This is a genomic window from Acinetobacter sp. SFD, from assembly GCF_001647575.1.
GTDB lineage: Bacteria > Pseudomonadota > Gammaproteobacteria > Pseudomonadales > Moraxellaceae > Acinetobacter > Acinetobacter pecorum.
Genome location: NZ_LSZJ01000001.1, coordinates 793,353 through 808,385, shown reverse-complemented (window position 1 = coordinate 808,385; position 15,033 = coordinate 793,353). Strand labels below are relative to the sequence as shown.

The 15,033-nt window shown below is 44.1% G+C and carries 14 protein-coding genes; 9 read left to right on the top strand and 5 right to left on the bottom strand.

Annotation, left to right across the window (positions count from 1 at the left end):
- Positions 1-301: 301 nt before the first annotated feature.
- From purC to dapA, 3 genes are read right to left on the bottom strand one after another with little or no spacing between them, the layout of a single operon-like run.
- Positions 302-1,021 carry a phosphoribosylaminoimidazolesuccinocarboxamide synthase gene (gene purC / locus AY605_RS03825; protein WP_064095129.1) on the bottom strand — a complete coding sequence of 240 codons (720 nt, stop codon included), beginning with the start codon at positions 1,019-1,021 and terminating at the stop codon, positions 302-304.
- A 37-nt stretch (positions 1,022-1,058) separates the two neighbouring features.
- The gene (locus AY605_RS03820; RefSeq protein WP_064095128.1) at positions 1,059-1,664 is read right to left on the bottom strand and encodes a hypothetical protein; all 606 of its coding nucleotides are present in this window, start codon (positions 1,662-1,664) and stop codon (positions 1,059-1,061) included.
- 14 nt (positions 1,665-1,678) lie between these two features.
- Positions 1,679-2,578 carry a 4-hydroxy-tetrahydrodipicolinate synthase gene (gene dapA, locus AY605_RS03815; RefSeq protein ID WP_064095127.1) on the bottom strand — a complete coding sequence of 300 codons (900 nt, stop codon included), beginning with the start codon at positions 2,576-2,578 and terminating at the stop codon, positions 1,679-1,681.
- Positions 2,579-3,301: 723 nt separating this feature from the next.
- On the opposite strand from dapA, the gene mhpT reads away from it, so the two are divergent.
- From mhpT to AY605_RS03800, 3 genes are all read left to right on the top strand, one after another.
- Positions 3,302-4,507, top strand: a complete 1,206-nt coding sequence (mhpT, locus tag AY605_RS03810; protein ID WP_064095126.1) for a 3-(3-hydroxy-phenyl)propionate transporter MhpT — start codon at positions 3,302-3,304, stop codon at positions 4,505-4,507.
- A gap of 320 nt (positions 4,508-4,827) precedes the next feature.
- The gene (pncA, locus tag AY605_RS03805; protein ID WP_064095125.1) at positions 4,828-5,457 is read left to right on the top strand and encodes a bifunctional nicotinamidase/pyrazinamidase; all 630 of its coding nucleotides are present in this window, start codon (positions 4,828-4,830) and stop codon (positions 5,455-5,457) included.
- A gap of 123 nt (positions 5,458-5,580) precedes the next feature.
- Complete coding sequence (locus AY605_RS03800) at positions 5,581-6,555, top strand: bile acid:sodium symporter family protein (RefSeq protein ID WP_064095124.1); 975 nt, start codon at positions 5,581-5,583, stop codon at positions 6,553-6,555.
- A gap of 126 nt (positions 6,556-6,681) precedes the next feature.
- On the opposite strand, the gene AY605_RS03795 is transcribed toward AY605_RS03800, so the two are convergent.
- Positions 6,682-7,935 carry a hypothetical protein gene (locus AY605_RS03795; protein WP_064095123.1) on the bottom strand — a complete coding sequence of 418 codons (1,254 nt, stop codon included), beginning with the start codon at positions 7,933-7,935 and terminating at the stop codon, positions 6,682-6,684.
- 77 nt (positions 7,936-8,012) lie between these two features.
- Here AY605_RS03795 and serB point away from each other — a divergent pair, with 77 nt between their 5' ends.
- From serB to AY605_RS03780, 3 genes are all read left to right on the top strand, one after another.
- Positions 8,013-9,233 carry a phosphoserine phosphatase SerB gene (gene serB, locus AY605_RS03790; RefSeq protein ID WP_064095122.1) on the top strand — a complete coding sequence of 407 codons (1,221 nt, stop codon included), beginning with the start codon at positions 8,013-8,015 and terminating at the stop codon, positions 9,231-9,233.
- A 415-nt stretch (positions 9,234-9,648) separates the two neighbouring features.
- Entirely contained in the window at positions 9,649-9,984 is a 336-nt protein-coding gene (aciT, locus tag AY605_RS03785) for a ciprofloxacin tolerance protein AciT (protein WP_064095121.1), read from the top strand.
- Between the two features lie 139 nt (positions 9,985-10,123).
- A complete protein-coding gene (locus tag AY605_RS03780) occupies positions 10,124-10,603 on the top strand; it encodes an SCP-2 sterol transfer family protein (protein ID WP_064095120.1) in 480 nt (159 codons plus the stop codon).
- Positions 10,604-10,711: 108 nt separating this feature from the next.
- On the opposite strand, the gene dtd is transcribed toward AY605_RS03780, so the two are convergent.
- Positions 10,712-11,152, bottom strand: a complete 441-nt coding sequence (dtd, locus tag AY605_RS03775) for a D-aminoacyl-tRNA deacylase (RefSeq protein WP_064095119.1) — start codon at positions 11,150-11,152, stop codon at positions 10,712-10,714.
- A gap of 227 nt (positions 11,153-11,379) precedes the next feature.
- Here dtd and AY605_RS03770 point away from each other — a divergent pair, with 227 nt between their 5' ends.
- The 3 genes from AY605_RS03770 (at position 11,380) to pncB (ending at position 14,935) form a co-directional block, all read left to right on the top strand.
- A complete protein-coding gene (locus AY605_RS03770; protein WP_064095118.1) occupies positions 11,380-12,894 on the top strand; it encodes a catalase in 1,515 nt (504 codons plus the stop codon).
- Between the two features lie 186 nt (positions 12,895-13,080).
- Positions 13,081-13,611, top strand: coding sequence for an ankyrin repeat domain-containing protein (locus tag AY605_RS03765; protein WP_064095117.1), 531 nt, complete (start codon positions 13,081-13,083; stop codon positions 13,609-13,611).
- A 118-nt stretch (positions 13,612-13,729) separates the two neighbouring features.
- On the top strand, positions 13,730-14,935 hold the full coding sequence (pncB, locus tag AY605_RS03760) for a nicotinate phosphoribosyltransferase (protein WP_064095116.1): 1,206 nt from the start codon (positions 13,730-13,732) through the stop codon (positions 14,933-14,935).
- Positions 14,936-15,033 lie beyond the last annotated feature (98 nt).

The following is a 15,033-nucleotide window of genomic DNA, read 5'->3' as shown; positions in this document are numbered from 1 at the left end:
ATTTTAAAATAAATATTTGTTTTAAAATGTAGTTTTTTATGAATAAAAATAATTAATTATTTTAATACTTTAATTGGTTGAATTTTATTTTAAATAAATAAGGTTTTGAATCTGATTTAAATTAGTACATTTTATTTTGATTTTCAAAAACTAATAGAAGTGTATTAAATAAACTATTTATTTATATGACAGGTTTATTTTTAAATTCTCTCTTTAAAAACTGATTTAAATAACTGGAATAAGAAAGTAGCAGGAATGAAAAAACCGGATTTATAAATCCGGTTTTTTCATTAAGGAATAATTAGATATCGGAAAGATCAATACCTAGACGACCAGCGACTTCTTCATATGCCTCAACCACACCGCCTAAACCTTGGCGGAAACGGTCTTTATCCAGTTTTTTCTTGGTGTCTTTATCCCATAAACGGCAACCGTCTGGAGAGAATTCGTCACCCAGTACGATACGATCGTGGAATACGCCGAATTCAAGCTTGAAATCGACCAGAATCATGTTACCTGCGTCAAACAATGTTTTCAGCACGTCATTTACTTGGTAAGTCAATTCTTTCATTTTTGCCAATTGTTCAGCAGTTGCCCAGCCTAAAGCAATTGCTTGTGACTCATTGACCATTGGATCGCCAAGCGCATCATCTTTAAAGAACAATTCAAATGTTGGAGGAACCAAGGCCTTGCCTTCTTCCACACCCAGGCGACGGCATAAAGAACCTGCCGCATAGTTACGAATCACACATTCAACCGGGATCATATCCAGTTTTTTCACCAGCACTTCATTTGGAGTCAGCAGCTTTTCAAAGTGAGTTTCAATACCCGCTTCTGCCAGCTTTTCCATAATGAAGGCGTTAAAACGGTTGTTCACCTTGCCTTTACGATCTAGTTGCTCGATTTTTTCGCCATTGAATGCAGAGGCATCATCCCGAAAGACTAAAATCAGATGGTCTGAACTGTCTGTGGTATAGACAGATTTCGCTTTACCAGTATAGAGCAAGGTTTGTTTTAACATGAGGGAACCTTTTACAAAAAAAAATGCCTAGAAATGTCTAGGCTGGCCAATTTTGGTAAATCTGGTTGAGCAGTTCTGCGGCTTTTTCACGGTCGGCAAAACTGTTATCGGCATTGAACACAGCGAGGTTATTACTTGAACCTACAGAAGATAATCTTAATACATAGGTTTGCTGATCGACCTTAACCGTAATTTCGTAACGATCTTTGTTCTGAGCAACAATGCTATGATTCAGACTGCTGAGGGTGGCAAGGGTGTATTGCCAAATTGTAGCAGAATTTCCCTCAATTTTAAGCAGAGGATTAAGATTTCCGTCAGTGACCAACTGCGGTTTACCGATAGTATTGGTTTCGGTCTGATTCGCTGCACCTGAGTTTGCAGTCTGGGCTGGCGGGCGTGGCAAGGCAAAACGGTTGCCACGCTGGTTTTCAAGCTTAGGTGCATGCTCAATTGCAAGCGGATCGACCGTTGGAGCAGGGTACAATGGCGTTGCCGGACGAACCAGAGTGCCTTCAGGATATTGTAAAGCTTCCAGGCTTGTAGTCTCTTTATAGTCTAAAGAGCCGTTGTTAACGGCCAATGAACTACAACCTGCCAAACTGAATACTGAAAGTGTAAGGCTAAGTCCTAAACGTAATTGCATAATCTTCTGCTCTTTTATTTGATAACGCCCGCTTCGACCAGTGCTTCATGAAGCGGAGCGCGATATTGTTCTGCAAGTGGTGTTAATGGAAGGCGAATACCTGTACCAATTAAGCCCATGTCGTGGAGTGCCCATTTCACAGGAATTGGGTTGGATTCGCAAAATAAAATATTGTGTAAATTTGCAACCTGAGCATTTAACTGTTCAGCAGTTGCAGCATCACCGGCAATGGCAGCGGCACATACTTCGCTCATGGCTTTCGGAGCCACGTTCGCCGTAACCGAGATATTGCCTTTGGCACCATAGCCCATCAGCTGATACGCAGTCGCATCATCACCTGAATAAACAGTCATATCCTTACCGCTAAGACCTTGCAGCAGTTCAGCACCGCGTGGCACATCACCAGTCGCATCCTTAATACCGATAATTTGTGGAATATCGGCCAGGCGGATTACGGTTTCATTGGCCATATCCACACCGGTACGGCCTGGTACGTTATACAGGATCTGAGGCAGGTCAACCGCTTCAGCAATGGCTTTATAATGCTGATACAAGCCTTCCTGAGTCGGTTTATTATAATACGGCGTTACCAGCAACGCGGCATCTGCCCCCAGCTCTTTGGCTTCGCGGGTCAGTTCGATTGCTTCACGAGTCGAGTTTGCACCTGTACCGGCAATAATAGGAATACGTTTATTGGCCACACGAATGATTTCTTTGATCACCTGGGTGTGTTCACTCATGCTGAGAGTAGAGGCTTCACCTGTTGTTCCAACGGCAACAATACTGTTGGTACCCTCTGCAATATGCCATTCAACCAGCTTCTCGAGACCCTTCCAATCTACGCTGCCATCTTCAAACATAGGGGTGACGATTGCGACTATGGAACCTTGAATGGTCTGTGCTTGCTGAGTCATTTTAAAAAACTATCCTATTTGTCCATCCGAAAGGAATGAGAAAACATAAATTGGGATGGATTTGTATTTTGATTTATAGCAAATTCAATAGATTTGCATTGAATTGAATATTGCTTATGCAAATTATGACTGATCAAACGCATAAGAACAATATGCTTTAGTAAAAGCTACTGAATTCTTTATACAAAGCCTTCTGGAAACAATCAAGTAATAAATAAGATGATTTATAAAGCAAAATCCTGAAACTAAAGTCCTGTCTCTACCTACATACCAATAGATAATCCAGCAAATCGACTCAAAAATGTTAACGCTTGTGCAAAAAGCTCAGCTCAAAACCGCCGTTTCAGTATGTTTTGCTTATGGATTAATAGTTATATTGGATAAATTGAGATATTACACATCTTGATAGCCTCTTTCGGCCCAGACAAATAAAATCAAAAACTGTTAAAACTAATCTCTTTTAAATATCAATATATTGAGGAATTTTTTTCTTATCGGTTGATTTTTTAACTTGATGTATAAGCCTTAAGGTCGAAGTCTTGCATTTTATGCTGTTCTGATTAAGTGTTTTTGCGACTTTATCTGGTCGTATCCTCTCTTCACCCGCTTCTGCTCCTTTAGGAATATCCAGGCAAAACCTTCCACTTATTGATAGTTATTTCTGCAGTCAGGCTCATAGATGATGACTCTCTTTTGTAACGCTGATTGAACAAGGATAATCCAATGGAAAAATCAGACAATAAGCATGCTATCGTCACGGTCGCGATCTGTTTTCTGATTGCGGTGATTGAAGGCTTAGATATTCAGGCAGCCGGAATTGCTGCTGCAGGTATTCGTGAGCATTTTGGTCTCGATAGTTCCCAGTTGGGTGTGTTTTTTAGTGCAGGGATTCTGGGTTTATTACCTGGTGCACTGATTGGTGGTCGGTTTGCGGACCGCATTGGCCGTAAAAAGGTCTTGATCTGGTCGACAGCAGTATTTGCTGTATTTACCTTATGTACCGTCTGGGTGAATAGCTTTAACAGCTTGCTGGCAGTGCGTTTTCTGGCCGGGGCCGGTCTGGGCGGCGCGATGCCAATTCTGATTACACTCGCTTCTGAAGCTGTCTCTCCACAAAACCGTGGCCGTGCAGTCGGCTTGATGTACTGCGGCATGCCAGTCGGCGCAGCAATTTTATCTTTAATTGCGGCGACTGAATTTGGTGCCAACTGGAAGAATGTTTTTTATCTCGGTGGTCTGTTACCGATTTTTGCCATTCCGCTGATGATGCTATTTTTGCCTGAGTCGAAGGAATACCTGAAAGCACAGAACAAAACTGCAGCAGAACTTGCCGTTACACCGAAGGGTTCATTCAAGGACCTGTTTAATTCGGACAACCTGTTGCGTACGCTATGTATCTGGGTGAGCTACTTCTTTACCTTGATGGTGGTTTACATCATGTTGAGCTGGCTGCCATCATTATTTATGGAACTTGGCTTCACACGTAAAGATGGTTCAACCGCACAGTTCTACTTCATGGTTACAGCGACGATTGGTACGATTATTCTAGGTATGCTGACCGACCGCTGGAAGAAAGCCTATGTGATCCTGTTGATGTACGGTGGTATCTTGGCAGGTCTACTGGCGCTGAATGGTGCAAGCTCGCTGAACCAGATGTATATGGCAGCCGCATTGGCCGGTGCTTTTGTCATTGGTTGTCAGGGTGTACTGTATGCCTTTGGCAGTATCGTTTATCCGACAGAAGTACGTGGGACCGGTGTCGGTGTGGCATCGGCCGTTGGTCGTATTGGTGCCATGCTGGGTCCAGTCATTGCCGGTCAGTTACTGACGGCAGGTTTTGGGGCTGCGGGAGTCATTACCGCTGCGATCCCATGTATCATTATCTCTGCATTATGTATGCTGTTTTTAGTGAACCGCACCAAAGTGTAATGTTCAAAGATTTAAAAAAGCCTGCAATTAGCAGGCTTTTTTATTTTTAGAATTTAAGAACAAGACAGGGCTATATGATTAAAAACCTGCATGGCCTTATCTACGATAATCTAGAATTCATTTTTGTATAGGTCTAGATCGGCGCACGTCCAGAACTCATCCTAGATTTTCAAAAAAGAAGGAATCTCTCGATCTGCTTCTATGAGCGCATTCAGCATTCAGAATGCACAGTCATGCCATTTTTAACCGTAGGGCTAAAAATCCTGGAGTATTTTGCGCTATGCTTGGGTATAAATCGAGATTTCAATGGATGAAAACAGATGCAGAATAATATCGCTTTACTGGTCGTGGACGTACAGAGAGGATTTACCCCAGGAGGTAATCTGGCTGTAGCCAATGCTGACCAGATTATTCCAAATATCAATCAATTGGGACAGCATTTTAAGCATATTATCCTGACTCAGGACTGGCATCCGGACAATCATATTTCTTTTGCAGATAACCATCCTGGCAAGGCCGCCTATGACAGTATTCAGCTGGATTATGGCACTCAGGTCTTATGGCCAAAACATTGTGTGCAGGGAACATTAGATGCCGAACTGCATCCGGATTTGAATTTACCGCAAGCACAACTCATCATTCGCAAGGGTTTTCATGAGCAGATCGACAGTTACTCGGCCTTTATGGAAGCTGACCGGAAAACCATGACGGGTCTTGCTGGCTATCTGCGTGAGCGTGGGATTGATACCGTATTTGTGGTCGGGATTGCCACGGACTTTTGTGTGGCCTGGACTGCCATTGATGCCTGCAAACTGGGCTTTAAAACCTATGTGATTGCCGATGCCACCAAGGGCATTGATCTGAATGGTTCCCTGCAACATGCCTGGCAGGATATGCTGTCGCATGGAGTGAAACGGATTTATGTCAAAGATATCGTCCAGACAGTTTAAAAGCTTACAAGAATAGGCTTTAGATATCTCGTTAATTGTCTTTGTATTTAAATCTATAAACTCAGGTATCAAGAGATACCTGTTTTATTTAATCTCCCTTGATGTCATACCTGGATGAAACCCATGTCAGCCTTGCTCCAGTTTAGCCAATTTATCCAAAAAACCTTTGCGCTATGGGTCGTGCTCTTTTCTGGCATTGCCTTGCTGGTTCCTGAAGCTTTTGTCTGGTTGAGGGCTTATATTCCGTGGATGTTGGGCATCATCATGTTCGGCATGGGTATCACCATGACGGTAGGCGATTTTAAAAGTGTCCTGCAAAGTCCGAAAGCTGTGGCAATTGGTGTCGTCGCCCAGTTTGTGGCGATGCCAGGCTTGGCTTATCTGCTGTGCAAACTGTTTCAGCTACCGCCAGAGATTGCAATCGGGGTGATATTGGTGGGTTGCTGTCCGGGCGGAACGGCATCCAATGTGATTACCTATATGGCCAAGGGCAATACCGCCTTGTCTGTCGCCTGTACCTCGGTTTCGACTTTACTGGCGCCCATTTTTACTCCGGCCATTTTCTATGTGTTGGCCAGTCAGTGGATTGAGATTAATGCCTTATCCATGCTGGTATCAATCTTACAGGTGGTGTTATTTCCGATTGTTCTGGGTTTAATTGTTCGGGCGCTACTCAAGCAAAAAGTCAGCACCTATATTCAGGTCATGCCCTTGATTTCTGTGATTGCCATTGTTGCAATTGTCGCGGCGATTATTGCCGGCAGCAAAACCCAGATTTTACAATCGGGGCTAATAATTCTGGGGATTGTAGCCTTACATAATGGTATGGGCTATCTGCTGGGTTATTGGGCCAGTCGCATGTTCAAGCTGGCAGAAATAGACTGTCGTGCAGTATCGATTGAAGTCGGTATGCAAAACTCTGGTCTAGGCGTGGCCTTGGCGGCAACCCATTTTGCTGCTTCTCCATTGACAGCTTTACCAAGTGCCATTTTCAGTCTGTGGCACAATATTTCAGGTCCGGCATTAGCCACTTACTGGGCTGCCAAAAATAAAGACAGTGCCTCAGTGCCAAAGCAGAATCTGGATACAGAGCGCTAGAATTTTAAAAAAAGTTGATGTCTAAATTCTGCTGAGAAGCTAAAAGCAGCATCTAGCCAGTGAAAATTTGCAGAACTAAGCTATAAAAAAGCCCGATTCAATATCGGGCTTTTTAATTTAAAAAATTTATGAAGCTTTGGACTGTTTGGATTTTAAAATCTCGGTTCTAAAAGTCTGTGCCAGCTCTGCCGTTTCTGCATCCATTCCGTTCACCACAAAGGCATGACGGGTCAGGACATTGGTTGGATTAGGCATACTCACCAGCTGGAAGTGATCACTTACATCTTTCAGCAAATGATTCGGTACATGCAGGGCACTTTCTTTCGAGACCAGATGCTGTGTCAGACGCTCAGAGGCTTGTACCGAGCTGAGCTGCATCTCCTCGACTTTAGAGGCAATTGCGCTGCGGGTTTGCAGCACAAAACGTTTTTCTTCCCGGTAACGTTTATACAGTACTTCGGACAACAGCTGGAACACGGCACTGATCATGGTCAGGCAAGCCAGGGCATTTGGTTTATCTGCTGCAATACTGATCGTGGCCCCTTTTTCATCAAATTTATGTACGGTACAAATATCAGAACTATTCAATTTATAACGTTGCACACAGAGTTCGGTGGCTTTGTTCAGAAAAATCTGACAGAGATTGAAATAAGGTACCGAAACGGTTTTATTGACGCTATCCAGTAACTGTTTTGGATCATAGAACTGGATATTTAAGCTCAGGCTATCCTGCTCCAGGACCGCCGGCTTATGTTCTTTTTCTTTGGCTTTATTTTTCACTGCCTGTTGAGCCTGGGCAATGGCCAGTGCTGCATTATGCTTTTCCTGTTCCAGTGCCTGGGTCAGGGTCTGAATCTCGAATTTCAGCCGCGATTCGTTATTGATGCGTGCCAGATATTCGGTACGGCTTGGACGTGCCACAGCACGATAAGCAACCCAGAGCAGGGCATGAATGATGAATGAGAACAGAATCGCCAGCCATTGCGTTCGTAGAATTTCACCAATACTAGGCTCAATCAGCGTGATTTCAATCACACCGACTTTTTTCTCGTTTTGCAGGGCATCACGGACAAAAACTTCACCTTCCCGGGTTTTGGTCAGTCCGCCTGTGGCTAAAACCTGACCTTTTGCATCCAGGATCCGAATTGAAGCTACGCTTGGATTGGTGGCGTAACGATTTGCCAGCAAAGCCAGAGAAACACGGTTAGGCGGTTCAAGCTCGGACAGGCTGTCTGTCACCAGCTGACTGGTCATCAGCTGCCCCTGATTGGCACGGTTTTCATTCAGTTGGTGAGTGGTTGCCAATACCAGTAAAAAGGTATGCAGAGCAAAACTTATAATCAATAGGCTAGCAAATAGCCCTTGTCTAGGCGCATTCAACGTAAACTTCCAAGGCAATTCTGTTCAATTTCGATTATGATTCTAACAATAGTTGTAGCTCAGACCCGAGTCAATTCATGCGAGAAATCATTCTTATATCATTCTTAGGACCTGACCAGCCTAATCAATTTACACGATTAATGCAGGTTTTGTCCGCCCATTCCCTACAGATTTTAGATGTAGGGCAAGCGGTTATTCATAATCAGTTAACCTTAGGTATTGTTGTAGCCTCTGAAGACCAGACAGCGACAGCATTAGCCATGAAGGAGATCCTGATTCTAGCACATGATATCGGGTTAACTGTGCGCTTTAAACCGATCTCTGCGACTGAATATGATCAGTGGGTCAAAGAGGGTGGACGCACACGTTATATCGTAACGGCATTGGCTCCTGAATTAAATGCCTCTCATCTGCAAGCCGTGACCCAGATTGTCTCGGCTCAGGGTTTTAATATTGAAACCGTGACCCGTCTGTCTGGCCGTCCGGCTCTGGATGGTCAGAGCAGCGGGCCGAAACGCGCCTGTGTGGAGTTCGGTTTAAAAGGACAGATGCTCGATGCAGCCGCAATGCGTGCTGCCTGTTTGCGTTTATCCACTGAACTTAATGTCGATGTCGCGGTACAGGAAGACAATGCCTACCGCCGTAACCGTCGTCTGGTGTGCTTCGATATGGACTCGACCCTGATCGAGCAGGAAGTCATTGACGAACTGGCAATTGAAGCCGGTGTCGGTGCACAGGTTGCAGAAATTACCGAACGTGCCATGCAAGGCGAACTGGATTTCCAGCAAAGTTTCCGGGCGCGTGTCGCCTTGTTAAAAGGCATGGACGCATCGGTACTTCCAAAAATTGCCGAGCGCCTGACCATTACAGAAGGTGCCGAACGTCTGATTTCAACTCTAAAAGCATTGGGTTACCGTACCGCAATCCTTTCCGGCGGTTTCCAGTATTTTGCTGAATACTTGCAAAGCAAACTGGATATTGATGAAGTGCATGCCAACGCGCTTGATGTTCAGGATGGGGTCGTTACCGGTGAAGTCAAAGGTCATATCGTTGATGGCGCGCGTAAAGCATTCTTGCTCGGTGAAATTGCTCAGGAGATGGGCATTTCTCTGGAACAGACCATTGCGGTCGGTGATGGCGCTAATGACTTGCCTATGTTATCCATTGCAGGACTGGGGGTGGCTTTCCGGGCCAAGCCGCTGGTTCGCCAAAATGCCAATCAGGCGATTTCTAGCGTCGGTCTGGACGGAGTGCTATATCTGCTCGGTGTCCATGATAAAGACCTGAACCGTTCATAAATCAAGGCTTTAACAGATTTTAAAGGCGACCGCAGGGTCGCTTTTTTTATCTTGAATGAAATGACTTAAATGCGTGAAGGATAAAATTTGACTACAAAAACATCGATCATCTTAAACGGAAAAATAATTTTTTCCCTCAAAAAAAGCACTGATAATTTTGTAATGACACGCCAACATTGGCGCAGTCATTAATCCACAAAAATGTGAAAAGCAAAAATTGTAATGACAATATAATATCGCGACAAAGTATGTCGTTAGGCTGGATCGCAGGACTTTTTTTATGCAAAAAACTCAGCATAATGCAGACATAGAGATACAAATCAACAGATTTCATTTTATTGATGTAACGAAATTCAATAGATAGAAACTTTGCAATATCAGGCGGAAAACTATCTATCTGGATGGAGGGGGTTATATGGTAACAGCGAATTTAGCAACGATTGTGGGCTTCAGTTTAGTCGCTGTAGCTGTGCTTGCTGTATTCTTCTCGCCTTATCGTCGCTGGTTAAGCTTTATGGCTGCCGGGATGCTGGTTTGGGGCCTGATCGAGGTGATCCGTATAGGGACTCAGACCTGGTTTGAGCTGCCAATGACGTATAGTTATCTGAGTGCATTAACTGCGGTCATGCTGGTGGTGACCTGCCTGTTATTGCGTGAAGATCGTCGTGCCGAGCGTGCTTTGGCAAAACGTCGCTATATCGAACACACACCAGTCTATGAAGATGACCAGCAGCAGCTTTCTAGCCGTTAAGTTCTCTAATATCAGTGAAATAATGCACCTACGGGTGCATTATTTGTTTAGAAATATGATACAAACTGCTGCATCCACCTAACCCGGAACTATGCTAGGATATTTGTCAATTTTCGTACAATTAGAATAGGCATCCTTCATGAAACTGTCGTCCATTCCTGTGTTAAAACTTCCTCTTGTTGATGTAAGTACAGATCCGCTGGACTTACTGGTCGCAGGTTTAGCATTACGTATGAAACAGTTGGCACGTACCAGCCCAAAATTCATCGAACTGGTACATGGGCGTCAATTCCGCATCCAGATTGGTACGGATGAGGGTATGGCACGTCAGATCATTGTGAATAACGACCATATCGAGACCGTTTCTGGTGATGCTGAAAAAGCAGATTTTGTTTTGCAGTTTGCTGATAGTGAGCAGGGCGTAAAGACTTTAATTAAAGGTGATCCGACCGCATTTATGACCGGCATGCAAAGTGGCACCATCAAAATGGAAGGTGACTTCGGTTTGCTGGTCTGGTTTAACCAGGTGGCGAAGATGATTCCACCAAAACTGCCAAAGCCAGTCAAAGAAAAAGTGAAAATGGTACGCCAGTTTATTAAAGAAAAAACTGGTAAATAAGAAACTTCCGCTTAGTTCCCCCTCCTTTTTAAAGGAGGGGCTAGGGGAGGATTAAATAGAAAAAGCCCTCAAATATGAGGGCTTTTTGAATTCTGGAATAATTAAAACTTATTCAACTTCTAAATTAAAAGTCACCGGCCCATCATTGACCAGATGCACTTTCATGTCGGCAGCAAAAATACCGGTTTGTACATGCTCAAACTGGCTTCGAGCATATTCCACCAGCTGCTCATATAAGGCTTTTGCTTCAGCCGGTGGCATGGCCGGACCAAAGTCTGGACGTAAACCTTTCTGGGTTTGCGCCATCAGGGTAAATTGTGAAACCAGCAATATACCACCGCCAGCCTGGGCAACGTTCCAGCCCATTTTGCCCTGTTCATCATCAAAGAAACGGTATTTCAATATCTTATCAATCAGTTTTTTGCCTTTTTCCAGATTATCGTCTTTGCCCAACCCCAGAAAAACCAGAATTCCTTTTTCAATTTCTCCGGTAATTTCACCCTCGACCACGACTTTAGCTTCTAAAACTCTTTGTAATAAGGCACGCATTTTACATATTGACTGAAAACCATAGATAGACGTGATTGTAGCAATAAAAAAATCTGGAGCAGTATGAGATGCTGTTTTTATGAACTTTAAATATCTGAAAATCAATTGATTAATTTTTATAAATTCATTAAAACGATTTAATTTATAAAAATAATCTGTTTTATCTATTTATTGTGCTCGCGTATCTTAGTCTGTGCAGGAAAGGTAATAAATTAAGAGATTTAGAAATGTTTAAGTGTTCATTACTGGTTGCAATGCTTGCAACTGTCACAGCCGCACAAGCTGCTCCTTTAACGAAAGACAATGGTGCGCCAGTGGGGGATAACCAGAACTCGATCACTGCAGGTTCAAATGGTTCAGTGTTACTTCAAGATGTTCAATTGATTCAAAAATTACAACGTTTTGGTCGTGAACGTATTCCTGAGCGCGTGGTACATGCACGTGGTACGGGTGCCTATGGTGAGTTCGTCGCAACCAAAGACCTGTCTGATCTTACCCTTGCTTCATTATTTAAAGCCGGTACTAAAACTCCAGTTTTCTTACGTTTTTCTACCGTAATTCACGGTAAGGGTTCACCCGAAACCCTACGAGATCCGCACGGTTTTGCAGTGAAATTCTACACTCAGGAAGGCAACTGGGACTTGGTCGGTAACCAGACCCCGGTATTCTTTATCCGTGATGCGATCAAATTCCCGGACTTCATTCATGCCATGAAGCCAAGCCCGGTGACGAATGTTCAAGATGCCAACCGCGTGTTTGACTTCCTGTCGAGCCAGCCATGGGCCACCAACATGCTGACTTATGTGTATGGCAAGCAAGGTGTTCCAACCAGTTACCGCGAACAGGACGGTTTTGGGGTACACGCTTACAAACTGTATAACGACAAAGGCGAATACAAATACGTGAAATTCAACTTCCGTTCAAAACAGGGCGTGAAGGGCTTGAACGTAAAAGAAGCGGCTGAGCAGCAAGGCAAAGATTTCAACCACTTGACCAATGATCTTTATCACAACATCTATGCAGGTAATTTCCCGAAATGGGACCTGTACATTCAGGTGATTGATCCTAAAGACTTGGGCAAGTTTGATTTCGATCCGCTAGATCCAACCAAAATCTGGCCAACCGAGCTGGTGCCGGAAACCAAAGTCGGCACCTTGACCCTGAACCGTATGCCGAAGAACTTCTTCAACGAGACTGAACAGTCGGCATTTGCGCCAGGTAATCTGGTACCAGGTATCGAGTCGTCTGAAGACCGTCTGTTACAAGGTCGAATCTTCTCTTACTCAGATACCCAAATGTACCGTCTGGGTGCGAATCACCAGCAAATTCCGGTAAACCGTCCAGTGGTGAATGTGAACAACAATAACCAGGATGGTTACATGAATATCTCTGAGCGTGACTCGGATGTGAACTATGAGCCAAGCCGTAAAGAGCCAAAAGCTGCTACTGAAAAAGCACGTGCAGTACAAACTCCTTTAACTGGCCATATTCAGCAGATCGGGACCAAAGAGCAGAACTTCAAACAGGCAGGTGAGCTGTACCGTTCATATACGGCTAAAGAGAAAGATGACCTGATCATGAACCTTGCTGCTGACTTAGGTGCAGTGAAAGACTCAGAAACCAAGCACATCATGTTATCTTATTTCTACAAGGCAGATGCGGACTACGGTACCCGCATGACCAAGGCAGTGAACGGTAACCTGGCGACTGTTAAAGCCAAAGCTGCAAAATTAAAAGACTAATCACGATTGGTCTTGAGGAACTGGTGATTAGGGCATAGCGCATCACCTCCGAAAAGTCCTGTAAAGCTCCAAACCTTTCCTGCACCCTAGGGGGAGTTTTACAGGCACTCCGTTTTTTATCTCATCTCAGGTGAATATGATCCTGAGTGACTGAAATTTTCTTTTCGATTTCTGTTGGAGTTCATCATGAACGTTATGCCACACGCATTTTTAGCCAGTATTCTTGCCTTCAGTTCTATATTCGCAACGGCTGCTGAAGTGAAGAATGTCTCCCCTGCAAAAACAGCGGCAAGCATTCGGATGAATTCACAACAGGAATTGGTCAACCTGTTCTTTGCTGCGGCTAAAGTTGGCAATAGTGAAGTTATCAACGAATTTCTGAAACATGGCTTCCCGGTCGATGTACGCAATAAAGACGGTTATACACCGCTGATGATGGCGACTTATTATGGCCATCAGGAGATTGTCAGCAGTTTGCTTAAACATGGTGCTGACCGCTGTGCCCGGGACAATCGAGGCAATACGGCCTTGATGGGTGCCTTGTTTAAAATGGAATTTGCCATTGCCAAGCAGCTGCATCAGGCTGACTGTGATGCCCAGGCCCAGAAAACCGGGCAAAAGACTACTGCTGAGTTTGCCAAAGTGATTGGTCAGGAAAAACAATTACAGAAATTGATTCAGGAGCAGGAAAAAACTCAGGTCAAAACCCAGAAATAAGCCGGTTTATATTGGGATACTGTTGTTGAAAATCCGGCCGGCTGTACGTAAATCCTGCAATATTGCATGACTTTTTATGCTTTAATGCAAAGATAAGCACAGCGATATTCCTTTAGTTATGGCTCCAATTATCCATTCTCTGTTAGATACTGACTTGTACAAATTTACCATGTTGCAAGTGGTCTTACACAAGTTTCCACAAACGCATAGTGTCTACCATTTCCGTTGTCGTAATCTGGAAGATACAGTCTATCCCCTGACGGATATTCTGGATGATCTGAACCATCAACTCGATCTGCTGTGCCAGCTTAAATTTAAAGAAGACGAATTACAGTATTTACGCAGTCTACGTTTTATCAAAAGTGACTTTGTTGACTATCTGGAACTGTTCCAGCTGAAACGCCGTTTTATCAAGGCCAGTATTGACAGTCAGGGGCGTCTGGATATTGTGATAGAAGGTCCGATGGTTCAGGCCATGATGTTCGAGATCTTTGTCCTTTCCATTGTCAATGAGTTGTATTTCAGCCGGATTCGTACCCCCGAAGTGCTGGTCGAAGGCGAGCGCCGTTTAAAGGCTAAAGTGGAGCTGTTAAAACAGTATGCTGCTGCACAGGACCCAAATGATCCCCCATTTCTGGTGTCGGACTTCGGTACCCGCCGTCGTTTCAGCTTTGCATGGCAGAAGCATGTGGTTGAAGAATTTAACAAAGCTGCGCCTTATGTGTTCCGTGGTACCAGTAATGTACTGCTGGCCAAAGAGTTGGGCATTACTCCAATTGGCACCATGGCGCATGAATTTTTGCAAGCTTTTCAGGCACTGGATGTACGTTTGCGGAATTTCCAGAAAGCCGCACTGGAAACCTGGGTACAGGAATACCGTGGTGACCTGGGAATTGCCCTGACTGATGTGGTCGGAATGGATGCTTTCCTGCGTGACTTTGACCTGTACTTTGCCAAGCTCTTTGATGGCCTGCGTCATGACAGTGGCGATCCTTACGAATGGGGTGATAAAGCCTATGCCCACTATAAAAAGCTGAAAATAGACAGCAAAACCAAGATGCTGACTTTCAGTGATGGCCTGAATCTGGAAAAAGCCTGGAAATTACATCAATACTTTAAAGACCGTTTCCAGGTCAGTTTTGGAATCGGGACCAATCTGACCAATGATATGGGACAGACACCGCTGAATATTGTCCTGAAACTGGTGGAATGTAACCGTCAGTCGGTGGCCAAGATTTCAGACAGTCCGGGCAAAACCATGACAGATAATGATACCTTCCTGGCCTATTTACGTCAGGTATTTAGCGTTACAGAAACTGCTTAACAGGGACACACCCTATTTAAAAACTGCTTCAATATTGAGGCAGTTTTTTCTTTCTGAGTTAGCTTTCTCTACTTTTTCTTAGCTAAAATTATGCTAAG